Genomic DNA, 21,331 nt, shown 5'->3' with positions numbered 1-21,331 from the left:
TCAGCCCTTCACCGCCGTGAGCGCGGCCACCGACGACTCGGCCACGCCGAGCCTGCGCGCGCTCTCCAGAAGCTCGTTCAGCCTCGCCGTCTCCGGCCCGCCGTGCGAGATGAGCCGCATGAGCAGCGCCGAGACCGTCAGGTTCTTCACGTCCTCGGTGCTGATCCCGCCGACCAGCCTGGCCAGGTCCTCGGTGAGGCTCGCCGACCCGTTGAGGTACGGCTCGGCCAGCGTCCGCGTGACCGACGAGTGCTCGACGAACCCGTCGACGGCCTTGGCCGCGGTGATCGACCCGACCACCCTGTCGAAGAACATGCTGTCGCCGCCGACGATGTCGATGTTGGCCTTGGCCAGGCCCGCCGCCACGACGTTGGCCTGCGACTCGGCGACCTGCCGCTGCACGTCGATGTGCTTGAGCCTGATCTCCTTGTCGGCTTCGAGGCGCAGGCGGTACTCCTCGTGCGCCCTGGTCGCCTCGTCCATGGCGGCCATCGCCCTGGCCTTCTCGACGAGGCCCTCGGCCTCGGCCTTCAGCCGGTCGCCCGTCACCAGCGCCATGGCCTGCTCGCCCTCGGCCTGCGCCTTGAGCCGCTCACCCTCGACCAGCGCCATCGCCTTGGCGCCCTCGGCCTCGGCCCGCAGCTTCTCCGCGGTGGCCAGGGCCTCGGCGCGGCCGACCTTCTCGATCGCGTCGGCGCCGCGCTCCTTCACCTGGACGTCGGCCAGGCCCTTGGCCGCGGCCTCCGCCTGCAGGCCCTCGGCCAGCCTGATCTTGGCCCGCGCGTCGAGCTCGGCGGCCTGCTGCCTGGCCTCGGCCAGCGTGAGCTCCTCGCGCGCCTTGTGCTTGGCCGCCGCCTCGGCGGCCTCGGCGGCCTTGATGTCCTTGACCAGGCTCTCCTGCGCCTCGGCCTCGGCCTGGATGATCGTGGTCTGGCGCAGCCGCTCGGCCTCCTCGACGGCGCGCAGCTTCTTGATGTTCTCTTCCTGCTCGGCGACCGTCTTCTCCACCGCGATCCGCTCGCGCACGACCTCGGCGATCGACCGCTTCTCGGTCTCGACCTCCCTGTCCTTGGCGATGCGCGACAGCTCGGTCTCCCGCTCGCGGGAGATGACCTCCAGCATGCGGTCCTTCTCGATCCGCTCGGTCTCGATGGCGATGACACGCTCGCGGTTCTTCTCGGCGACGGCGACCTCGCGGTTGCGGTTCTCGGTCTGGACACCGAGCTGCTCGTCGGTCTTGATGTGCGCGGCCTGCGCCTTGAGCCGCTCCTCGGCCTGCACGCGGGCGATCTCCGCCTCCTCGCGCGCCTTCATCGTCTCGATCTCGCGCTTCTGCTTGATCTCCGCGTCCGCCTGGCGGCGCCTCAGCTCGAGGATGGCCTCGGCGGCGTCGACGTTCTGGCGGGTGATCTCCTTCTCCTCGCTGCGCCTGAACTCGTTGGTGCGCACGTTCTCGGTGGCGGTCAGCTCGGTGATCTTGCGGATGCCCTGGGCGTCGAGGATGTTGGCCGGGTCCAGCTTGGCCATCGGCGTCTGCTCCAGGTAGTCGATCGCGGCGTCCTCCAGGCTGTAGCCGTTGAGGTCGGTGCCGATCACCTGGATGATCCGGTCGCGGAACTCCTCGCGCTTGGTGTAGAGGTCGACGAAGTCGAGCTGCTTGCCGACGGTCTTGAGCGCCTCGGAGAACTTGGCGTTGAACAGCGCCTGGAGCGTCGTCTCGTCGCTGGCCCGCTCGGTGCCGATGGACTGGGCGACCTTGATGACGTCCTCGACGGTCTTGTTCACCCGCACGAAGAACGTGATGCGGATGTCGGCCCTGATGTTGTCGCGGCAGATCAGCCCTTCGCCGCCGGTGCGGGCGATCTCGATGGTCTTCACCGAGATGTCCATGACCTCGGCCTTGTGCAGCACCGGTAACACGACGGCCCCGGTGAAGGTCACGTCGACCCTGCGGACCTTGGAGACGATGAGCGCCTTGCCCTGCTCGACCTTTCTGAACAGCCGGCTGATGGCGAAGAGCAGGCCGATGGCGACGATCAGGATGACGGCCAGCAGGATGCCGAAACCCGTCGAGATGACACTCATGTGTGGTCCTCCATGACGTAGAAGAACTCGCCCTCCGCGTCGTAGTCGAAGATCAACGCGGTCTGGCCGCGGGAGAGGATGTCGCCGCCGGTCGTCCTGACCTGGACGACGGCGGACGCGCCGTCGGGGGCGGTGACCTCGGCCTGGCCGAAGGTGGCGTCGGCCCGGCCGGTGCGCACCACGCACCGCTGTCCGACGAAGTCGTGGCGGGAAGGCTCCTTCCTGTCGGGGAAGAGCCTGCGCAGGGGGATGATCAGGAGTTTCGTGCCCGCCCATCCGGCCGCGAGGGCGACGGGGAGCACGAGCGGCCCGCCGCCGACGAGCACCACGCCCGCCAGGCTCACGAACCAGGCCAGGGCGACGAACAGGGAGAAGGCGACGGTCGCCGGGATGCCGCCGAGGCCGAGGGGAAGCTGCACGTCGTCGAGGTCGACGTCACCGCCCATGACCATCACCACGAGCCAGTAACCGACGACCACGACGAGTAAGAAGCTGAAGAGCACGGCTGGGAAGGCCAGCGCGGCGTCGACGAATGCGGGCATCGGCTCCCTCGGATCATGCGCCCGTAATGGGGCGAATATATCGGCGGGGAGGTTGCAGGCCGCTTGAAGAACGCTTAACGTCCCGGTACGGCCAGCCCCGTCTCGTAGGCGACGATGACGGCCTGGACCCGGTCGCGCAGGCCGAGCTTGGTGAGCACGTTGCTCACGTGCGTCTTCACGGTGTGCTCGCTGACGACCATCTCCGCGGCGATCTCGGCGTTCGACAGGCCGCGGGCGATCAGCGCGAGCGTCTCCTGCTCCCTGGTGGTGAGGACGGCGAGCCGTTCCGGCGAGACCGCCGTCGCGGCCGGGCGCGAGGTGAACTCGGCGATCAGCCGGCTGGTGACGGTGGGGGCCAGCAGCGACTCCCCGGCGGCGACCACGCGGACCGCGCTGACCAGGTCGTCCCTGCGCACGTCCTTCAGCAGGAACCCGCTGGCGCCCGCCCGCAGCGCGTCGTAGACGTAGTCGTCGAGGTCGAAGGTGGTGAGCATGATGACCCTGGTCTCCTTGCCCACCAGCCTGGCCGCCTCGATGCCGTCCATCCTGGGCATCCGGATGTCGAGCAGCAGGACGTCGGGCCGGTGCTCGCGCACCAGCGCGACGGCCTCGACGCCGTCGCCCGCCTCGGCCACCACCTCGATGTCGGGCTGGGCGTCGAGGATCATGCTGAACCCGCCGCGCACGAGCTCCTGGTCGTCGGCCACCACTACCCTGATGCTCATCGGCGCACTCCTTGCCTGACGTGGTCCCGATCGGGGGTGAGCGGGAGCCGTACCGAGACCTCGAAGCCCTGACCGCCGGCGCGGGGGCCCGCGCTCACGGTGCCGCCGCAGGCGGCGGCGCGCTCGCGGATGCCGATGAGGCCGTTGCCGCCCGAGGGTAGCGCCAGGCCCGCGCCCGCGCCGTCGTCGGCGACGTCGAGCGTGAGGGCCTCGTCGCTCCAGCGGAGCGTCACCTCGGCGCGGGAGGCGCCGGCGTGCTTGACGACGTTGGTGAGCGACTCCTGCGCGATCCGGTAGACCGCCACCTCGGCGTCGGGCCGCAGCGGGCGCGGCGTGCCGTGCGCCTGGAGGGAGACCGGCAGCGGCACCTGCGCGACCAGCGCGGGCAGGTCGGCGATCGTGGGCTGCGGGGCGCGCGGCCCCTCATCCTCCTTGAGCACGCCGAGCATGCGGCGCAGCTGGGCCATCGCGTCGCGGCCCGCGGTGGCGATGGCGTCGAAGGCGGCCTCGGCGCGGGCCGGGTCGCTCCTGACCACGACCGGCCCGGCCTCGGCCTGCACGACCATCAGGCTGACCGCGTGCGCGAGGATGTCGTGCATGTCGCGGGCGATCCTGGCGCGCTCGCGCTCGGCCGCGCGTTCGGCCTCCAGCGTCCGCTCCCTTTCCAGCTGTACGGCACGCTCCTCCAGCGCGGCGGCGTAGGCGCGGGAGGTGGCGGTGGCCCTGCCGATCGCGTAGGCGGCGACGGCGCACACGGTGCCGCGCACCGCGGTCTCCGACGAGCCGACCAGCGCGATGCCGCCGACCAGGGTGGAGACCAGCATGGCCACCCTGGGCCAGCGGGAGCTGTAGGCGGCGACGGTGTAGAGGCAGACGAGGGAGGAGTACCAGATCGGCTGGGAGGGGAGTGCGTCGGCCAGGTCGTAGAAGGGGACCGGGCAGATGCTCAGCACCAGCGTGGCGACGGGTGCCCGCCGCCGCCAGACCAGCGGCACCGCGGACGCGACGACGACCACGTAGCCCCACCAGTGCCACGCCCCGCTCGTCCACCGCTCCCCGAAGAACGGCGAGAGCTGGACGGCCAGGACGAACGCGGCCAGCGTGAGGTCGACCTGCAGCGGGGGAAGGGCGCGGAAACGCGCCTTCAGGCGGGCGATTTGCGGCAGATCTGACACGGTGTCCAATCTTCCTCCGTTCCGGGAGTGCTGCAGGCCATGGTCGGCCATGCGAGGGCGCGGGCGGATCGCCGGTGGGAGCGGTCCGCCCTCGCTCTCGAGAGGGATCCGGTACGGCGGCAGCGCGCTCCGCCATCCCGGGGATGGGGTTGACCTCAAGTTTGGTTGAGGTTGCACAGTGATCTCACTGAACACGAGGAGTTGATGACGATGAAGGCAGCGGCATTCGCGACCCCCGGCGGGCCCGAGGTGCTTCAGGTGATGGAGATCGAGACCCCCCAGGCGGGTCCCGGCCAGGTGAGGGTGCGGGTCAAGGCGGCGGGCGTGCAGCCGTACGACGCGGCGGTGCGCGCCGGATGGACCCCGCCCGGTGTGACCGGCGACCTGCCGCGCGTCCCCGGCAACGAGTTCGCGGGCGTCGTCGACCAGGTGGGCGCGGACGTCACCGGGTTCGCCGAGGGTGACGAGGTGCTCGGCTTCTCCCTGCTGAACAGCTACGCGGAGTACATCGTGGTGGGTGCCGACCAGGTGGCGCACAAGCCCGCGGAGGTGCCGTGGGCCGTGGCGGGCAGCCTGACGGCCGGCGTGCAGACGGCGGAGCTCGCCCTGGACGTCCTCGACCTGCGGGAGGGTGAGACGCTGCTGGTGCACGGGGCGTCGGGCTCGGTCGGGACGGCCGCCGTGCAGATCGCCCGCCGGCGTGGTGTGACGGTGATCGGCACCGGCAGGGAGGAGAACCACGCCTACCTCCGCTCGCTCGGCGCGATCCCCGTCGCCTACGGGGAGGGGCTGGCCGACAGGGTCAGGGCGCTCGGCCAGGTGGACGCGGTGCTCGACGGGGCCGGCGGCCACGCGCTCGAGGTGTCCCTGGAGCTGGTGAAGGACCGCGCCAGGATCGTCACGCTGGTGGAGCACGGGAAGGCGGCCGAGCTCGGGGTGCAGCTGGTGAAGGCGGGCCGGACGGCCGAGCGCCTGGGCAGGTACGCGGAGCTGATCGCGAAGGGCGGTTTCAGCTGGCTGGTACGCCGTACCTTCCCCCTCGACCGCGCGGCCGACGCCCACCGGGAGATCGAGTCCGGGCACGGCAGGGGGAAGCTGGTCATCGAGATTCCCTGAGGTGGCGGAATCTTAGCGATAGGCGGCTTTCCCGCCACTGTCTCAGGGGCGGTGCCCGCGGCCACCATGGGTGCGTACCAAGCGATTGAAGAAAGGAACCACCCGATGTCCGTTGTTCCCGCCGTCCCCGCCATCGGCAACGCCGCGGACAACGCCGCGGCCCTCGCCCACTTCGCGGCACGGCTCGCGTTCGAGACCGACGTGTCCGACGTCGCGGCCGACCTCGCGGGCCAGGTCCCCGGCGTCGTGGTCGTCGACTCGCGGAGCGAGGCGAGCTGGGACCAGGGCCACATCGAGGGGGCCGTCCACCTGCCGACCGCCGAGATCGCCGCCAGGGCCGCCGACCTGGTGCCCAGGGACGCCACCGTGGTCACCTACTGCTGGGGTCCCGGCTGCAACGGCGCCACCAGGGCGGCGCTGGAGTTCGCGAAGCTCGGCTACCGGGTGAAGGAGATGATCGGCGGCTTCGAGTACTGGGCCCGCGAGGGCTTCCCCGTGGCGACCGCCGCCGGTGTGACCAGGAACCCCGTCGACCCGCTCACCGCCCCGGTGTCCGGCATCGCCTGCGCCTGCTGACGGCTGGGGACCCGGACCGGTCTGGCGCCCCCGGCTGGAAGAACGGCGGCCGGGGGCGATCATGGTTCTACCCCGTCCGCCGTGCGTCAACCACCGAGATCACCTGTTGCCGGTGTCTCCTTCCCGAACGGCCCCGCGCCGGGCGCGCTTCGCCTGCCGGACCAGCGGCGCCGTCGCGGGTCAGCGATTATCAACAGTGCCGGGGGCCGTCAGAAGTGCCAGGGGAACGGTGACCAGTCGGGCTCGCGCTTCTGCAGGAAGGAGTCGCGGCCCTCGGCGGCCTCGTCGGTCATGTACGCGAGGCGGGTGGCCTCTCCCGCGAAGACCTGCTGGCCGACCAGGCCGTCGTCGATGAGGTTGAAGGCGTACTTCAGCATGCGCTGCGCGGTGGGCGACTTGCCGTTGATCTTGCGGGCCCATTCGAGCGCGGTGGACTCCAGCTCGGCGTGCGGCACGACCGCGTTGACCATGCCCATCCGGTGGGCGTCGGCGGCGGAGTAGGTGTCGCCGAGGAAGAAGATCTCGCGGGCGAACTTCTGGCCTACCTGGCGGGCCAGGTAGGCCGAGCCGAAGCCGCCGTCGAAGCTGGCCACGTCGGCGTCGGTCTGCTTGAAGCGCGCGTGCTCGGCGCTGGCGAGCGTGAGGTCGGACACCACGTGGAGGCTGTGGCCGCCGCCGGCCGCCCATCCGGGGACCACGCAGATAACGATCTTCGGCATGAAGCGGATGAGCCGCTGCACCTCGAGGATGTGGAGGCGGCCCGTCGAGGGGGTGCCGTCGGCGTACTGGTAGCCGTCCTTGCCCCTGATGCGCTGGTCGCCGCCCGAGCAGAACGCCCAGCCGCCGTCCTTGGGCGAGGGGCCGTTGCCGGTGAGCAGCACGCAGCCGACGTCGGTGGTCTGCCTGGCGTGGTCGAAGGCGCGGTAGAGCTCGTCGACGGTCTGCGGCCGGAACGCGTTGCGCACCTCGGGCCGGTTGAAGGCGATCCGGACAGTGCCCTGGTCGACGGCCCGATGGTAGGTGATGTCGGTGAAGTCGAAACCCTCGACGACCTGCCAGGCCTTGGGGTCGAACAGCTCGGAGACCATGGCTCAAGAGCCTAACGGATCTGCTGCTCGGCCCACTCGGCCCACTCGCGCTGGGTCTCGGTGAACCGCAGGCCCCACTCCAGCACGATCCTGCCGTAGACCGACAGGTTGTCGTCGCCTGCCTCGACCATCGCCCTGATCTCCTGGAGGGACGCCTGCCGCGCGGCGGCGACGGCGGCCTGCTCCCGGACGAAGGCGCGGGCCTCCTCCGGGGAGAGCTGTCCCAGGAAGAAGACGCGCAGCAGCAGGTCGCTGCGCCCGCCGTGGGTCGGCTGGACCTCCGTCATCCAATGGCGCAGCTCGGCCGTGCCCTCCTCGGTGATGGCGTACTCCTTGCGCCCGCGCGGTCCTTCGGCGGTGACCGTGATGAGGCCGGTGTCGGCCAGCTTGCCGAGCTCGCCGTACAGCTGGCTCTGCGTGGCGGGCCAGACGTTGGCCAGGGAGATGTCGAACAGCTTCATCAGGTCGTATCCGCTCGCGGGTCCCTCTGCCAGGAGCCCGAGCACCGCGTGTCGCAAACTCATATTCCTATGTTGACATATCGGGAGAGGAAGTTCTAGCTTCGACCTGTCTACATAGGAAGGTCAAAACATGCGTGCCCTGATCGGATTCCTGCCCTGGATCGTCTACGCGGTCATCGCCACCGGCGACCAGTGGCGCTACGGCGCCATCACGGGGCTGGCGATCGCCGTCGTCCTGGTGCTGTGGGACCGGCGCTCGGGACGGGCGTGGGACGAGATCGTGATCGAGACCAGCGCGGCCGTCTTCTTCGCGCTCATCACCGCGATCTCGTTCATCTGGCCGCACACCGAGCTGGTGAAGTACGGCCCGGCCCTGGTCAACGTGTGGCTCGCGGGCACCGCCTGGGGCTCGCTGGCCATCGGCAGGCCGTTCACGCTCGGCATCGCCAAGACGATGGCGCCGCCCGAGGTCCACGCGCTGCCGGTCTTCTACCGGGTCAACGCCGTCATCACCGCGGTGTGGGCGGCCTTCTTCACGATCGCGGCCGTGGCGTTGACCGTCGTGCTGGCGCTCGACCCGCACGCCACCGCCATGGTCATCGCGATCAAGGCGCTGACCTTCGTCCTGCCGACCCTGTTCACCGTCCGCTACCCGAAGATCGTGGAGGCGCGCCACTCATGACCACCTACCTCGAAGGCCACCTCGCTCCCGTTCCCGACGAGATCGACGCCGCGGACCTGCCGGTCACCGGCGTGCTGCCCGAGGAGCTGGCCGGCCGCTACTTCCGCAACGGCCCCAACCCGAAGCCGGGCGTCGACCCCGGCAGCTGGTTCACCGGCGACGGCATGATCCACGGGGTACGGCTGCGCGACGGCCGCGCCGAGTGGTACCGCAACCGCTGGGTCCGCACCAGCAGGTTCACGCACGACGCGCCCTACGTCACCGAGCGCGGTCCCGACCGGGCGGCGGTCCAGGCCAACACCCACGTCATCCACCACGCCGGCAAGATCCTCGCGCTGGTCGAGGCGGGCTTCCCGTACGAGATGAGCGGCGAGCTGGACACGGTCGGGCCGTGCGACTTCGGTGGCCGGCTGACCACCGGCATGACCGCGCACCCCAAGGAACTGGACGGCGAGCTGCACTTCTTCGGCTACGGCGTCGTGCCGCCCTACCTCACCTACCACCGCCTCGACAGCGCGGGCGAGCTGGTGGAGAGCAGGGTCGTCGAGGTGCCGGGCCCGACGATGATGCACGACTTCGCGGTGACCGAGCACTACGTGGTCTGGCTGGACCTGCCCGTCGTCTTCGACATGGAACGGCTCGGCAGGGGCATGCCGTTCAGCTGGAGCGACGCCTACGGCGCCCGCCTCGGCGTGATGGACAGGGCGGGCGGCACCCGGTGGTTCGAGGTGGACCCCTGCTACGTCTTCCACGTCGGCAACGCCCGCGAGGACGCCCAGGGCAGGGTCGTCCTCGACGGCGTCCGCTACTCCCGCGAGGGCTTCGCCAAGACGTGGACGATCATCGGCGGCCAGGACGACCCCACGCCGCGGGCCGGCGTCGCGCTCCTGCACCGCTGGACGCTCGACCCGGCCACCGGCGCGGTCAAGGAGGAGCAGCTGGACGACCGCAGCGTGGAGTTCCCCACCTTCAACGAGGACCGGCTCGGCCGCGCCAGCCGCTACCTCTACGCGGTCACCGACGGTGAGCTGGTCAAGTACGACCTCGAGCGCGGCACCGGCACGGTGACCCCGGTGGGCGGACACGCCGGCGAGGCGGTCTTCGTGCCGAGGGCGGACGCCCGGGCCGAGGACGACGGCTGGCTGATGTCCATCGTGGACGACAGGCTCCTCGTGCACGAGGCGACCGACCTGCACGAGGTCGCCGCCGTACGGCTGCCGCGCCGTGTCCCCGCCGGCTTCCACGGCAGCTGGATCGCCGACCAGCCCGCCGCGCGGCCTTCGCCCTAGCCCACCGCGCGGCCTTCCGCCCTCAGCTCCGCCAGCAGCTCCCCCTGGTCGGCGAGCATGTCGGTGAGGATGCGCCGCGCGTCGATGAGCAGATGGGCCACGTCTGGACTGGACAGTGCGTAGACGACGGTCGCTCCGTCACGGGTGGCGCTCACGATCCCGGCTCTGCGGAGGACTGCCAACTGCTGTGAGAGGCTCGATGCCTCGACTTCGATCTCGGTGAGCAGATCGCGGACCGGTCTGGGACCCTGCCTGAGGAGTTCTAGCACCTGGATGCGCACGGGATGCCCGAGCGTGCGGAAGAAATCTGCCTTGGCCTGGTACAGCGGAACGGGCATGCAACTATCGTAATATAGCGAGTTGCACAATTCTTCAACTTGATAGGATGATGGCGGGCATCGAGGGAGTGGAGCCATGGGGCGAGGCAGAGCCAAGGCGAAGCAGACGAAGGTCGCTCGCGAGCTGAAGTACACCAACCACCACATCGACTACGAGCGCCTGCGCGAAGAGCTCGGCGCCGAGTCGCCGCGGGATGACGCGGCGACCACGGAGCAGTCGCACGACTCCGCGGCTTCCTCCGGCTGAGTCTCGGCACGGCAGAACGGGCGGTCGGCCGGGCATCGGCCAGGTGCGACCGCCGCGACGGGCGGATGACGGGCGATCAGGCGTGGTCGCCCGCACACGGGCATCACCACAGGTGGCGGGCGCGCTGACGCTCGCCGTCCTGGTCACGGGGGCCGGTCGCGCTACGCGCGTGTGGCGTGCACCCGGTCCTCGGCCGCGATGCGCTTCGCCGTACGGTCGGCGCTGGCAGCGGCCCACGTGCCCGTCGTGAGGCAGCCGACCAGCAGGACGGCGGCGCCGCAGCCGGCGATGATCCACCAGGCCACGTCGTTGTCGGCCGGTCCCGTCGTGGCGATGACCGACCCGATGACCGCGACACCCAGTGACATGCCGATCTGGCGGCTGGTCGAGGTGATGCCGGCGGCGACGCCCGCCTGCTCGCGCGGCATGCCGGACACGGCGGTGTTCGTGATGGGCGCGTTGACCAGGCCGAAGCCGATGCCGAACAGGACGAACGCGGTGAACATCAGCGCGACGCTCTGCGCGGCGCCGAACCCGGCGAACAGCACGCCGCTGCATGCCATGGTCAGGCCCGCCAGCAACGTCGGCAGCCGGGGGCCGCGGGCGGCCACGATCCGACCCGACAGCGGCGCGGACACCAGCGTCATCGACGCCATGGGAACCATGTAGAGACCCGCGTGCAGGGCGTCCAGGCCGCGGACCTCCTGCAGGTACAGCGTGTTGAGGAACAGGAACCCGCCCAGGGCCGCGAACGCGCTGACCGCCAGGACGGTCGCCCCGCTGAACGGCGCGCTGCGGAAGAAACGCAGGTCGATCAGCGGCTCCACCCGGCGCCGCTCGTAGGCCACCAGCCCGGCCAGCGAGAGCGCGGCGAGCGCGAGGCAGCCGAGGATGAGCGGCGATGTCCAGCCCTCCGCGGGGGCCTCGATGATCCCGAACGTGAGCGAGCCCAGCAGCACGATCACCAGCAGCTGCCCCACCGGGTCGAACCTGCGCGCCCGCGGCGCCTTGGACTCGGCCACGAACAGGGCGGTCAGGATCATCGCCGCGACGCCCAGCGGCAGGTTGAGCCAGAAGATCGAGCGCCAGCCCAGCGTCTCCGTCAACAACCCGCCGGCCAGCGGCCCGGCCGCCATGCTGATGCCCGCCACGCCACCCCAGACGCCGATGGCCCTGGCCCGCTCGCGCGGATCGGTGAAGACGTTCGTGATGATCGACATCGCCACCGGGTTCAGCATCGACCCGCCCGTGGCCTGGACCATCCTGAAGACGACCAGCCATCCCATGCCGGGCGCCAGGCTGCACAGCAGCGAGCCGAGCGTGAACAGCAGCAGTCCCGCCTGGAACACCCGGCGCCGGCCCACCCTGTCGGCGGTGGAACCCGACAGCATGAGCAACGAGGCCAGCACCAGGGTGTAGGCGTCGACCGTCCACTGCAGGTCGGAGACCGAGGCGTCGAACTCCTGCCTCATGGACGGCAGCGCCACGTTCAACGCCGTGTTGTCGAGGCTGACGATCAGCAGGCTCATGCAGCAGATCGCCAGCACCAGCATCCGGCGGTGATAGCTCACCTTCGCACAGTAACCGTGTGCGCCAGGATCGCGTCGGCCAGGGTCCCTTGCACCGGCGGGGCGAGCATGTGCCCCATGCCCTCCACCATCAGCAGCTCCGCACCGGGGATCTCCGCGGCGATGAGCGCGCCGTGGCCCGGCTTGGCCGGCTCGTGGGTGCCCTCGATGACCAGCGTGGGCGCCTTCACCGTGTGCAGGACACCCGCCGGTTCGAAGGTCATGTCCGCCGCCGCCGCGAGCCGGTGATTGGCCAGGGCGGACAGGTCGAGCGCCCGGTCGTGGAGCCGCTCGGCCTGGCGGCGCTCCTCGTCCTCGTCGAAGGGCAGCCCGCCGCCCGACAGGACCCTGGCCTCGGCGATCTGGAAGTCGATCTGCTCGGCCCTGGTCGCGGGCGGCGCGGTGGTGATCATCTGCCGGTAGAACTCGACGAAGGCGGGGGCGGGCGGCGGCAGGCTGCCCTCCGGCTGCTCCTCGCCCATGAGGGCGCGCATGATGGTCATGCCCTCCTGCCGTCCGAGCGGCGAGGAGCCGATCACGGTCAGCGTGGTCACCCGCTCGGGGTGCTCGACGGCGATCCACTGGGCGAGCAGGCCGCCCGCCGAGTGCCCGACGATGTGCGCCGACTCGATCCCGTGCGTGTCGAGGACGGCGAGCGCGTCGTCCTTGATGTCACGCCAGGTGTAGGGGTCGCTCGCGAAGTCGACGGTCCTCGACCGGCCGGTGTCGCGGTGGTCGTAGCGGATCACCCTGCGGCCACCGGCGGCCAGACGGCCGACGAACGCGTCGGGCCAGCTCTGCGGGCCCTGGGACATGGAGCCCGCGATGAGCAGGACGGGCGGGTGGGCGGTGTCGCCGAACTCTTCGGTCCAGATCGTGTTTTGCATGGCTAAAGCTTCTCGTCCGGCGACTCGCCTGCCATCCGTAGGACTACTAGTGCCAGTTCGGTACGTGAGCTGACACCGAGCTTCGGATAGATCTTGTAGAGGTGGTACTCCACGGTGCGCGGGCTGAGGAACAGCTGCGCGGCGACCTCCTTGCTGGAGGCTCCCGCCGCCACCAGCTTGGCGATGCGCAGCTCCTGCGGGGTCAGCGCGGCGAGCGCCGCGGGCTCGGATCTGGTCCGGGTCTCGCCCGCCGCGCGCAGCTCGTCGCCCGCCCTGCGCGTCCACGGGTCGGCTCCGGCCCGCTCGAACGTCTCCATCGCGTAGCGCAGGTGGGCCCGCGCCTCTCCGGGGCGCTGCAGCCTGCGCAGCCGCTCGCCGTACAGCAGGGCGGTCCTGGCCCGCTCGAAGCCCTCGGGGTGCAGGCCCATGGCCTCGTCGAAGGCGGCGTCGTCGCCGAGCAGCGCCCTGCACCTGGCCAGCAGCGCCCTGGCCGAGGGCGTGCGCGCCTCGGCCGCCCAGCGCTCGTAGGCGCTGAAGGCCGCGCGGGCCGCCTCCAGCTCGCCGCAGCCGACCGCGGCCTCGACCCTGTCGGGCGTCGAACGCCACACCGCCGTGGGATGCCCGGTCGCGACCAGCCCGGTGAACCGGTCGTGGGCCGCCGCATGGCGTCCCAGGCCCAGGTCGAGCAGGCCGAGCGCGTAGCGGGCGATGCTGGCCCGCATGCCCAGGCGGTGCGGGATCGCGATCGCCAGCGCCTCGTGGGCCAGGCGGGCGCAGTCGTCCTCCCGCCCCTGGACGGCGGCGACCGCCGCGAGGTTGGCCAGGTGGGCGGCGACCGAGTTGGTGTATCCCGCCTCGCGGGCCAGCTCCAGGCCCTCCTCGGCGATCGCCGCGCTCAGCGCGAACCGGCCCTCGATGCGCTCGGCCGTCGCCACGAACTCCAGTACCACGGGCAGCTGACCCACCATGCCCGACACGCGTGCGGTGCGCCCCGCCCTGGTGGCCAGCTCGGTCGAGACGTCGGCCTCGCCCAGGTAGCTGGCCGCGGCGGCGGCCCACAGCAGCTGGGCGGCATCGTCGAGCTCATCGCTTCGGCTCAGCGCCCTGCGCAGCATCAGCGTCCCGGCGGCCCGGTCGCCGGCGAGCGTCGCGCCGATCCCTGCCACCGCGTCGCGCACGAAACCCTCGGGGAAGGACTCGGCCCGGCGGCCGAGCGCGACGATCGCCTCGACGTCGCCCACGTAGGAGGCGGCCTCGGAGGCGTCGGCGAGCATCTCCAGGGTCTCGCCGCCGGACAGGATGCGAAGCGCCTCGGCCGCGTTGCCGGAGTTGAGCTCGAACCGGCCCCTGAGCTGGGCGAACTCTGGCCGGTCGGCGAGTGATCGGGCCTCGGCCAGGCAGCTTTCCGCCTGCCCTGGCCGGCCGCCGAGCCAGGCCGAGGTGGCCGCGGCGGCCAGCCGTACGGCGCGCCGTTCCGGATCGGGGGTCAGCTCCGCGGCTCGCACGAGCGTCGTGGCGGCGTCGGCGTAGCCGCCGCGAGCCCTCGCCCGCTCGGCCGCGGCGGCCAGCTCGGCGGCGACCGCCTCGTCCTGGCCGACCGTCGCCGCCGCCCGGTGCCAGGCCCGCCGGTCAGGATCACCCACCTGTACGGCAAGCGCCCGGTGGACCTCGCGCCGGAGCGCGGCATCGGCGTCGGCGTGGACGGCCGATCTGACCAGCGGATGCCTGAACCTGATGGCCGTGTCGACGCTGACGAGCCCCGCGGTCTCGGCGGCCCGCAGCGCCGGCTCCCCGCTGCCCGCGGCCTTCAGCACCACCTGGAGGTCGCCCCTGCCTTCCAGCGCCGCGAACAGGAGCAGCCGCCTGGTGTCCTCGGGCAGCCGCCGCACCTGCTCCCCGAAGATGCCCGCGCCCACCGGCAGCGGCTCGGGCAGCGGGGCGGTGCCGGCCAGCTGCGCGGGTGTCAGCAGCTCGACCGTCTCGCGCAGGGCCAGCGGGTTGCCGCCGGTCAGCTCGACCAGGCGCGCCACCACCTCCCTCGCCGGCCGGGCCCGCGCGGCGAGGAGCGTGCCGGCGCTGTCCTGGTCGAGCCCGCCCAGCGGCAGCTCGGGCACGCCAGGAGTGCGCGTCTCCCCTCGTACGGCCAGCAGCATCGCGATGCGCTCGCTGCCCAGCCGCCTGCCGGCGAACAGCAGCGCCGCCGCCGAGGCCTGGTCGATCCACTGGAAGTCGTCGACCACGACCAGCAGGCCGTCGGGCACCGCCGCCTCGATCAGCAGCGACACGACGCCCGCCGCCACGAGGAACCGGTCGTCGCTGCCGGCGGCGGACAGGCCGAGCGCCCCGGCCACCGCGTCGCGCTGCGGCTCGGGCAGGGCGTCCAGATCGCCCGTGACGGGGTGGAGGAGCTGGTGGAGCGCGGCGAAGGCGAGCCCGCTCTCGCTCTCGGTGCCGGTGGCCTTGAGGACCCTCAGCGGGCCCGCCTGGCGTTCCGCGTGCTCGACGAGGGCCGACTTGCCGATGCCGGCGTCGCCGCGGACGACGAGCGCCTGGCCCTGGCCCTTGCCCGCCGCGTCCAGCAGAGCGGTGATGGCGGCCTGCTCGGCGGCTCTGCCGTACAGGGTGTCCGTCTGGCGGATCCGCTTGTCTGTCTCGCGCACCCGCCCGAGCCTACGAGCAGGCGCGGGGCCGCGTGCCGCGGGGGCGGGTCAGGCACGAGGTTCGAAGGGCGGCGAGGGCCCGGGCGTGGCATCATCCCCCAATGCGTTTCGAGCTGCTGGGACCGGTACGTTGCCTGCGGGGCGAGCAGGAACTCGACCTGGGCTCCCCTCAGCAGCGGCTGACCCTCGCCGCCCTGCTCCTGGCCGAGGGCCGCGTGGTCGGCCAGGACCAGCTGATCGACATCCTGTGGGCCGACGCGCCGCCCAGGACTGCGGCGAACGTCGTACGGCAGTACCTGTCGCGGCTGCGGGCGGCGGTGGGCGCCGAGGTGATCCAGTCGGTGGCGGGCGGATACAGGTGCGCCGCCGCCACCGACGTGGCGGACTTCCACCGGTTGCTGAGCAAGGCCGCGCAGGCCCCGGCGGACCAGGCGCATACGCTGCTGAACCAGGCGCTGGAGTGCTGGCGGGGCGAGCCGCTGGCCGGGCTGCCCGGCGCCTGGGCGCAGGCGCGGCGCGCCCGGCTGGCCGAGACACGCCTGGTCGCCCTGGAGTCCAGGATCGACGCCGACCTGGCGCTGGGGCGGCACGCCGAGGTGATCGGCGAGCTGACCGCGCTGCACGCCGAGCACCCGACCCGCGAGCGGCTGTCCGGCCAGCTCATGCTGGCCCTCAAACGCGCCGGACGGCAGGCCGAGGCCATCGGCGTCTACACCGACACCCGCCTGCTCCTGGCCGAGGAGTTCGGTGTGGACCCGTCGGCCGAGCTGGCGGCCGTCTACCAGCAGATCATCGCCACCGACCAGCCGGTCGTCGCCGTGAGAGCCGGCGGGGTCCGGCCGGCGCCGGCACAGCTGCCGGCGGGCGTGCACGACTTCACCGGCAGGCGTGACGTCGTGCGGGACCTGGTCGAACGGCTGAAGTCGGCGGGTACGAGCACGATGCCCGTCGTGGGGGTGTCAGGTCCGGGCGGGATCGGGAAGAGCACGCTGGCGCTGCACGTGGCGCATGCCGTACGGGAGAGCTTTCCCGACGGTCAGCTGTACGCCAACCTCCGCAGCGGAAACCAGGCTCCCGAGGACGTGCTGGCCGGCTTCCTGAGGGCGCTGGGCTGCGCCGACCGCCGGATTCCGCCCACCCTGCCGGAGCGGGCGGCGCTGTTGCGGTCCATGCTCGCCGGTCGGCGGGTGCTGGTCGTGCTCGACGACGTCGCCGGCTCCGGCCAGGTCGAGCCGCTGCTGCCGGGCTCGGCGACCTGCGCCGTGATCGTCACCAGCCGCGTCCGGCAGGTCGGCATTCCCGGTGCCCAGCTGACGGCCCTCGGGCTGCTGTCCGCCGACGAGGGGCTGGAGCTGCTCGGAGGCGTCGCCGGGCAGGCCCGGGTGACGGCCGAGCCGCGGGCCGCCGCCGAGCTGGTCGAGGCGTGCGGGCGGCTGCCGCTGGCGGTGCGGATCGTGGCCTCCAGACTGGCCGCGCGGCCCGGCCTGCGGCTGGAGGCCCTGGCGGTACGGCTGGCCGACGCCCAGCGCCGCATCAACGAGCTCAAGGCCGGGCAGGAGACGGTGGCGTCCTGCTTCGCGCTCGGCTACGAGCAGCTGCCCCCGGAGCAGGCCAGGGCGTTCCGGCTGCCGGCGCTGGCCGAGGGACCGGACCTGCCGGTCGAGGCGGTGGCCGCGATGCTCGGCGTCGGCCCCTTCGAGGCCGACGACCTGTGCGAGGCCCTGGTCGACGCGAGCCTCCTGGAGTCCACCGCCCCGGGCCGCTACCGCTATCACGACCTGCTGCGGCTGTACGGCAGGGGCCTGGTCGGCGACGAGGAGCGTACGGCCGCGACGCGGCGGCTCTTCGAGCACTACCTGTCCGGCATCCGTGGCGTGTGCCGCGTCGCGCTGCCGGGCTTCGTGCACCCGGCCGGGACCGGCCGTCCCGAGCTGAGCTTCTCCGGGGTACCGGCCGCCCGCGCCTGGATGCGGGCCGAGCAGGCCAACGTGGCCGCCACGATCGCGGGCTCCGGCCGCGAAGGTCTCATGCGCGAGGTGCCCCTGCTCGCCCACGTGACCGGGTTCGCCGACGTCGACGACGCCATCTTCCTGCCCTCCGTCATGCTCGCGATGGGCTTGGGCGCGCAGCGCATGGCGGCGACGGACGAGGCGGTCAACCTGCTGTCCGAGGCGCTCGCGCCGGTCGACGCCCAGGCCCATCCCAAGCTGAGCGCGATGATCCACGCCATGCTCGCCATGGCGCTGGCCGACGACGGCTCGATCCCGGACGCCCGGCGCCACGCCGAGCGGGGTCTGGAGCTCGGCAGGCTGGCGGGCGACCCGCACAGTATCGGGGTCAACCAGATGGCGCAGGGAGTCGTGTGCTTGTGCGCGGGCGAGCTGGACCAGGCCGCCGAGCATCTGCTGGCAAGCGCCGAGACCTACCGCAGGGGCGGCCTGCCGCTGAGAGCGGCCTGGCCCGCCAACCGCCTGATGCTCGTCCACCTGGCCGCCGGACGGCCGCAGGACGCCGTGGCCGTCGGCGAGGAGGCGGTCCCCATGGCCGAGGCGATGCACGACCCCCTGCTGGCCGGGATGCTCCTGGCAAGGCTGGGCCAGGCATGGGAGGAACTCGGCGACACCCGGCAGGCGCGGCGCTGCCGCACGGAGGCGGCCACCGTCCTTCTGCCCTACCAGCTCATGGAATGACCTGTTGATAACGTGGCGTTTATCGCCACCCCAGATGATGTGACCTTCCATGACGCGCTGGTGAAGGGAATCACGCAATGCTGGGCCTCGCCGTACCCCAACTCGGTGTCCTCGCCGATCCCCGGCTGTCGATCGAGGTGGCGAAGGCCGCCGAGGAGATGGGCTACGACAGCTTGTGGGTGGGTGACCGGCTGCTGAACCCCACCCGGCCCACGACGCCCTATCCGGGCGGCGACGGCACCATCCCCCCGCAGCACCGCAGGTGCCTCGATCCGCTGACGGTCCTCACCGCCGTGGCCACGGCCACGTCCCGGGTACGGCTGGGCACCAGCACCCTCAACGCCTTCTGGACGCCGCCCGTCGTCCTGGCCAGATCGCTGACCACGATCGGCCTGCTCAGCGAAGGACGGCTGGACGTGGGGCTGGGAATCGGCTGGTCGGCGGACGAGTACGCGGCCACCGGAATCCCCTGGCGCGGACGAGGGGAGCGCCTGGAGGAGACACTCGACATCCTCGACCTGGTGTGGGGCGAGTCCGACGTCATCCGCCACGAAGGAAGGCTCTGGACCATCCCCGAGTCGGTGATCGGCTCCAAGCCGGTCCAGCGGCCCGCGGTGCTGCTCGGCGGGTTCTCGCCGGCGGCGCTGGAGCGGATCGGGCGAAGGGGGGACGGCTGGCTGGCCGCCGCGCTGCCCCTGCCGATGCTGACGCGCGCCTGGCGCGGCATCCAGCGGCACGCGGAGTCCATCGGCCGCGACCCGGCGAAGCTGCGGCTGATCGTGCGCGTCAATCCCAGGATCACGCCGGAACCGGTGCCGGACGAGCAGGTCCCAAGTCGCGGCACCCCCGAGCAGATCGCCGGCTACCTCACGGAGGCGGTCACCACCCTGGACGCCGAACCGCTGATCGACCTGCACTACTCGACCGAGAACCCCGCCGACTACCTCGCCGTGGCCGGCGACTTCCGCAAGCTCATCCACACCTGAGGTCGGGGCGCCCGCGATCGGGATTCCCCCGGGCGGCCGCCGACATCTTTCGGGCGACGTCCGCGACGACGAGCGCGGTGGCGATGGCGGCGATCCCCTCGCCGCGGCCGGTCAGCGCGGGGTCGCGGGTCTGGGGAGCGGGTCAGGCCCGGCGCCTGCGGGTCCTGCGCGGGTAGGCCTTGGCGGTCTCGGCCAGCCGCGCCGAGTGCTCGGCCTGCTTGCGCCAGTGGCCGTAGGCGTCGCCGCGCTGGGCCAGCCGGTCCAGCTCGCGCATCGTCTCGAGCGGGATGAAGGCGGGCTCGGCGTCGCGCCACGGGGTGCCCGGCAGCGGCATGAACGTGTGGGTGTGGATGCGCGCGCCCAGGGACGCCAGCTCCGCCGCGAGCGTCAGCGAGGCCGCCTGGTCGGTGCCGTCCTCGCCGGGCATGCCGAAGATGAAGTCGACGTTCGGCCGGAAGCCGTGCTCGACGGCGATCCTGACGGCGTCGCGCACCGGGCCGGCGCCGTGGCCGCGCCCGGAGGCGGCCAGGACGCGGTCGGAGCCGGACTGCGCGCCGATGATGATGTTGTCGTTGGCGACGTACCGCTTGAGCAGGCGCATCGCCTCCGGTGTCACGTGCTCGGGGCGCACCTCAGAGGGGAAGCTGCCGAAGAACACCCGGCCATGGGGAGGGAGTTCCTCCTTCACCCCGGCCAGCAGCTCCTCCACCGCGTCGAGGTCGGGGTCGGGGCCCGGCGAGCCGTACGACAGGGAGGTGGGGGTGATGAACCGGACGTCGCGCAGGCCGTGGGCGACCATCTCCCTGACGTGGGCGCGCACGCTGCCCACCGACCGGTGGCGGAACTGCCCGCCGAACATGAACGGCGTCTGGCAGAACCGACAGGTGTAGCGGCAACCCCTGGTGATCTCGATGGGGCCGAACCGGCCGCGCTCGGCGGGGAAGGAAGGGAAGGCGTCGAGGGGCAGCTGGGGCGCGGGCCTGGTGCGCAGCGCGATGCCGTCGTCGTCCTTGAGAGCCAGGCCGGGCACCTGGGTCAGCGGTGTGCCCTCGCGCAGCGCCGTGACGAGGGCGACGATCGTGGACTCGCCCTCGCCGATCGCGGCCAGGTCCCAGCCGGAGTCGAGGACGTGCTGCGGCTCGGCGGTGGCGTGGACCCCGCCGGCGATGTGCAGGGCGTCGCCGCCGCCGGCCGCGCGGACGGCCGCCAGCTCAGCGGCCATCGCCTCGGCGTCGGGGGAGTAGAACGACCACAGCACCAGCACCCGGTCAGCCGCGGAGGCTGAGATCAGCGCGGCTGTCTCCTCCGGCGTGGTGCCGTAGCGCACCTCGCAGTCGACCTGCGCCGCCTGCAGCGCGCCGAGCAGGGCGTGCATGCCGTACGTCACCGCCTTGCGGTAACGGACCACCACGCAGACATCCAGTCCCACGGCGTCACAGTAGCGAATCGGGGCTCGCCACGTATTGGAATGGACTATTCCGTTCTGCTATAGTAGAGACATGATCCTCACCGAGGCGCACGAAGCCCTCCGCACCGTCATCCGTAACGTCCCCGCCGACGGCTGGGAGCTGCCCACCCCCTGCGCCGAGTGGAACGTCACCCAGGTGCTCCAGCACGCCGCCGGCGACCAGCTCGGCTACGCGGCGTTCATCACCGGCGGTCCGCTGCCCGAGGAGAACCCCTTCGCCCCCTCCGGCAGGCTCGCCGGCTCCGCCGAAGAGGTGGCCGAGCAGGCCATGAAGGCCTCGGCCGACGCCTGGGCGACGGTGTCACCCGACGCCCAGGAGGTGCCGGTCCCCGTGCCGCCGAACACCATGACCTACACGCTCGGCATCGGGGCGTGCGCGCTCGACGCCGCCGTGCACGCCTGGGACATCGCGACGGCGACGGGACAGCCCTCGCCGCTCACCCCGGCCATGGCGCGCGAGCTGCTGCCGATCGCCCAGCAGCACGTCGAGCCGCCCAGGCAGTACGGCTTCTACGCCGCCGCCCTCTCGCCCGAGGACGGCGACGACGACGTGGCCGTCCTGCTGCGCTACCTCGGCCGCGACCCGCACTGGTCGGCCTGACCTTCCCCAGGCGCCCCCGGCACCCCCCGGCCCGCGCCGGGCACCGGTTGGAGCCGGGCCCCCTGCGGCACCAGGGCGGCCTGGCCACCCGTCGTCTGCGAGATCACCGGGATGTCCGGGGTGTCGGCGTCGCCGTACCGCCAGGCC

At 72.1% G+C, this 21,331-nt stretch carries 20 protein-coding genes; 8 read left to right on the top strand and 12 right to left on the bottom strand.

Going from position 1 to position 21,331, the window contains the following annotated elements; genetic code table 11:
• The 4 genes from ABZX22_RS40580 to ABZX22_RS40565 form a co-directional block, all read right to left on the bottom strand.
• Nucleotides 1-2,085: an SPFH domain-containing protein gene (locus tag ABZX22_RS40580; protein WP_354921020.1), complete on the bottom strand. Its 2,085-nt coding sequence runs from the start codon at nucleotides 2,083-2,085 to the stop codon at nucleotides 1-3.
• On the bottom strand, nucleotides 2,082-2,627 hold the full coding sequence (locus tag ABZX22_RS40575; protein WP_354921018.1) for a hypothetical protein: 546 nt from the start codon (nucleotides 2,625-2,627) through the stop codon (nucleotides 2,082-2,084). Before ABZX22_RS40575 ends, ABZX22_RS40580 begins: the two co-directional genes overlap by 4 nt.
• Before the next feature lie 74 nt (nucleotides 2,628-2,701).
• Nucleotides 2,702-3,352: a response regulator transcription factor gene (locus tag ABZX22_RS40570; RefSeq protein ID WP_354921016.1), complete on the bottom strand. Its 651-nt coding sequence runs from the start codon at nucleotides 3,350-3,352 to the stop codon at nucleotides 2,702-2,704.
• Entirely contained in the window at nucleotides 3,349-4,527 is a 1,179-nt protein-coding gene (locus ABZX22_RS40565; protein WP_354921013.1) for a histidine kinase, read from the bottom strand. The genes ABZX22_RS40570 and ABZX22_RS40565 overlap by 4 nt, the downstream gene beginning before the upstream one ends.
• A gap of 210 nt (nucleotides 4,528-4,737) precedes the next feature.
• Here ABZX22_RS40565 and ABZX22_RS40560 point away from each other — a divergent pair, with 210 nt between their 5' ends.
• Together ABZX22_RS40560 and ABZX22_RS40555 are read left to right on the top strand one after the other, a co-directional pair.
• Complete coding sequence (locus ABZX22_RS40560) at nucleotides 4,738-5,643, top strand: NADP-dependent oxidoreductase (protein WP_354921010.1); 906 nt, start codon at nucleotides 4,738-4,740, stop codon at nucleotides 5,641-5,643.
• A gap of 105 nt (nucleotides 5,644-5,748) precedes the next feature.
• Nucleotides 5,749-6,219 carry a rhodanese-like domain-containing protein gene (locus ABZX22_RS40555; RefSeq protein ID WP_354921007.1) on the top strand — a complete coding sequence of 157 codons (471 nt, stop codon included), beginning with the start codon at nucleotides 5,749-5,751 and terminating at the stop codon, nucleotides 6,217-6,219.
• Between the two features lie 209 nt (nucleotides 6,220-6,428).
• On the opposite strand, the gene ABZX22_RS40550 is transcribed toward ABZX22_RS40555, so the two are convergent.
• A complete protein-coding gene (locus ABZX22_RS40550; RefSeq protein ID WP_354921004.1) occupies nucleotides 6,429-7,307 on the bottom strand; it encodes a 1,4-dihydroxy-2-naphthoyl-CoA synthase in 879 nt (292 codons plus the stop codon).
• A gap of 11 nt (nucleotides 7,308-7,318) precedes the next feature.
• Nucleotides 7,319-7,831: a PadR family transcriptional regulator gene (locus ABZX22_RS40545; RefSeq protein ID WP_354921001.1), complete on the bottom strand. Its 513-nt coding sequence runs from the start codon at nucleotides 7,829-7,831 to the stop codon at nucleotides 7,319-7,321.
• 67 nt (nucleotides 7,832-7,898) lie between these two features.
• Between ABZX22_RS40545 and ABZX22_RS40540 the strand changes: the two genes are divergently transcribed.
• Both ABZX22_RS40540 and ABZX22_RS40535 read left to right on the top strand, forming a co-directional pair.
• Nucleotides 7,899-8,450 carry a hypothetical protein gene (locus ABZX22_RS40540; protein ID WP_354920998.1) on the top strand — a complete coding sequence of 184 codons (552 nt, stop codon included), beginning with the start codon at nucleotides 7,899-7,901 and terminating at the stop codon, nucleotides 8,448-8,450.
• The gene (locus tag ABZX22_RS40535) at nucleotides 8,447-9,739 is read left to right on the top strand and encodes a carotenoid oxygenase family protein (RefSeq protein WP_354920996.1); all 1,293 of its coding nucleotides are present in this window, start codon (nucleotides 8,447-8,449) and stop codon (nucleotides 9,737-9,739) included. Before ABZX22_RS40540 ends, ABZX22_RS40535 begins: the two co-directional genes overlap by 4 nt.
• Here the strand turns inward: ABZX22_RS40535 and ABZX22_RS40530 are convergent.
• A complete protein-coding gene (locus tag ABZX22_RS40530) occupies nucleotides 9,736-10,077 on the bottom strand; it encodes a metalloregulator ArsR/SmtB family transcription factor (RefSeq protein WP_354920993.1) in 342 nt (113 codons plus the stop codon). The two genes, ABZX22_RS40535 and ABZX22_RS40530, sit on opposite strands and share 4 nt — an antisense overlap.
• A 76-nt stretch (nucleotides 10,078-10,153) precedes the next feature.
• Here ABZX22_RS40530 and ABZX22_RS40525 point away from each other — a divergent pair, with 76 nt between their 5' ends.
• Nucleotides 10,154-10,324: a DUF3073 domain-containing protein gene (locus tag ABZX22_RS40525; protein ID WP_354920990.1), complete on the top strand. Its 171-nt coding sequence runs from the start codon at nucleotides 10,154-10,156 to the stop codon at nucleotides 10,322-10,324.
• A 161-nt stretch (nucleotides 10,325-10,485) separates the two neighbouring features.
• Here ABZX22_RS40525 and ABZX22_RS40520 read toward each other — a convergent pair whose 3' ends face one another.
• The 3 genes from ABZX22_RS40520 to ABZX22_RS40510 are packed head-to-tail and all read right to left on the bottom strand — an operon-like array spanning nucleotide 10,486 to nucleotide 15,439.
• Nucleotides 10,486-11,895, bottom strand: a complete 1,410-nt coding sequence (locus tag ABZX22_RS40520) for an MFS transporter (protein WP_354920987.1) — start codon at nucleotides 11,893-11,895, stop codon at nucleotides 10,486-10,488.
• On the bottom strand, nucleotides 11,892-12,779 hold the full coding sequence (locus tag ABZX22_RS40515; RefSeq protein WP_354920985.1) for an alpha/beta fold hydrolase: 888 nt from the start codon (nucleotides 12,777-12,779) through the stop codon (nucleotides 11,892-11,894). Before ABZX22_RS40515 ends, ABZX22_RS40520 begins: the two co-directional genes overlap by 4 nt.
• Nucleotides 12,780-12,781: 2 nt before the next feature.
• Complete coding sequence (locus ABZX22_RS40510; protein ID WP_354920982.1) at nucleotides 12,782-15,439, bottom strand: AAA family ATPase; 2,658 nt, start codon at nucleotides 15,437-15,439, stop codon at nucleotides 12,782-12,784.
• Between the two features lie 101 nt (nucleotides 15,440-15,540).
• Here ABZX22_RS40510 and ABZX22_RS40505 point away from each other — a divergent pair, with 101 nt between their 5' ends.
• Both ABZX22_RS40505 and ABZX22_RS40500 read left to right on the top strand, forming a co-directional pair.
• Nucleotides 15,541-18,129, top strand: coding sequence for a BTAD domain-containing putative transcriptional regulator (locus tag ABZX22_RS40505; protein WP_354920979.1), 2,589 nt, complete (start codon nucleotides 15,541-15,543; stop codon nucleotides 18,127-18,129).
• A 77-nt stretch (nucleotides 18,130-18,206) separates the two neighbouring features.
• Complete coding sequence (locus ABZX22_RS40500) at nucleotides 18,207-19,115, top strand: TIGR03619 family F420-dependent LLM class oxidoreductase (RefSeq protein WP_354920976.1); 909 nt, start codon at nucleotides 18,207-18,209, stop codon at nucleotides 19,113-19,115.
• Nucleotides 19,116-19,257: 142 nt separating this feature from the next.
• Here ABZX22_RS40500 and ABZX22_RS40495 read toward each other — a convergent pair whose 3' ends face one another.
• Entirely contained in the window at nucleotides 19,258-20,544 is a 1,287-nt protein-coding gene (locus ABZX22_RS40495; RefSeq protein WP_354920973.1) for a TIGR04013 family B12-binding domain/radical SAM domain-containing protein, read from the bottom strand.
• Nucleotides 20,545-20,614: 70 nt separating this feature from the next.
• Between ABZX22_RS40495 and ABZX22_RS40490 the strand changes: the two genes are divergently transcribed.
• Nucleotides 20,615-21,184 carry a TIGR03086 family metal-binding protein gene (locus tag ABZX22_RS40490; protein WP_354920970.1) on the top strand — a complete coding sequence of 190 codons (570 nt, stop codon included), beginning with the start codon at nucleotides 20,615-20,617 and terminating at the stop codon, nucleotides 21,182-21,184.
• Here the strand turns inward: ABZX22_RS40490 and ABZX22_RS40485 are convergent.
• A partial coding sequence (locus ABZX22_RS40485; RefSeq protein WP_354920967.1) for a hypothetical protein occupies nucleotides 21,151-21,331 on the bottom strand: 181 nt, incomplete at its 5' end. The two genes, ABZX22_RS40490 and ABZX22_RS40485, sit on opposite strands and share 34 nt — an antisense overlap.

This window comes from Nonomuraea sp. NPDC003804, from assembly GCF_040610675.1.
Taxonomy (GTDB): Bacteria; Actinomycetota; Actinomycetes; order Streptosporangiales; family Streptosporangiaceae; genus Nonomuraea.
This window is presented reverse-complemented; position numbering and strand designations above follow the sequence as displayed.

Excerpts from the sequence above, each read along its gene's own strand:
- ABZX22_RS40515 (WP_354920985.1), bottom strand. The coding sequence starts at position 12,779 with ATGCAAAACACGATCTGGACCGAAGAGTTCGGCGACACCGCCCACCCG.
- ABZX22_RS40540 (WP_354920998.1), top strand. The coding sequence starts at position 7,899 with ATGCGTGCCCTGATCGGATTCCTGCCCTGGATCGTCTACGCGGTCATC.
- ABZX22_RS40525 (WP_354920990.1), top strand. The coding sequence starts at position 10,154 with ATGGGGCGAGGCAGAGCCAAGGCGAAGCAGACGAAGGTCGCTCGCGAG.
- ABZX22_RS40580 (WP_354921020.1), bottom strand. The coding sequence starts at position 2,085 with ATGAGTGTCATCTCGACGGGTTTCGGCATCCTGCTGGCCGTCATCCTG.
- ABZX22_RS40560 (WP_354921010.1), top strand. The coding sequence starts at position 4,738 with ATGAAGGCAGCGGCATTCGCGACCCCCGGCGGGCCCGAGGTGCTTCAG.
- ABZX22_RS40505 (WP_354920979.1), top strand. The coding sequence starts at position 15,541 with ATGCGTTTCGAGCTGCTGGGACCGGTACGTTGCCTGCGGGGCGAGCAG.
- ABZX22_RS40500 (WP_354920976.1), top strand. The coding sequence starts at position 18,207 with ATGCTGGGCCTCGCCGTACCCCAACTCGGTGTCCTCGCCGATCCCCGG.
- ABZX22_RS40530 (WP_354920993.1), bottom strand. The coding sequence starts at position 10,077 with ATGCCCGTTCCGCTGTACCAGGCCAAGGCAGATTTCTTCCGCACGCTC.
- ABZX22_RS40575 (WP_354921018.1), bottom strand. The coding sequence starts at position 2,627 with ATGCCCGCATTCGTCGACGCCGCGCTGGCCTTCCCAGCCGTGCTCTTC.
- ABZX22_RS40535 (WP_354920996.1), top strand. The coding sequence starts at position 8,447 with ATGACCACCTACCTCGAAGGCCACCTCGCTCCCGTTCCCGACGAGATC.
- ABZX22_RS40555 (WP_354921007.1), top strand. The coding sequence starts at position 5,749 with ATGTCCGTTGTTCCCGCCGTCCCCGCCATCGGCAACGCCGCGGACAAC.
- ABZX22_RS40550 (WP_354921004.1), bottom strand. The coding sequence starts at position 7,307 with ATGGTCTCCGAGCTGTTCGACCCCAAGGCCTGGCAGGTCGTCGAGGGT.
- ABZX22_RS40545 (WP_354921001.1), bottom strand. The coding sequence starts at position 7,831 with ATGAGTTTGCGACACGCGGTGCTCGGGCTCCTGGCAGAGGGACCCGCG.
- ABZX22_RS40570 (WP_354921016.1), bottom strand. The coding sequence starts at position 3,352 with ATGAGCATCAGGGTAGTGGTGGCCGACGACCAGGAGCTCGTGCGCGGC.
- ABZX22_RS40490 (WP_354920970.1), top strand. The coding sequence starts at position 20,615 with ATGATCCTCACCGAGGCGCACGAAGCCCTCCGCACCGTCATCCGTAAC.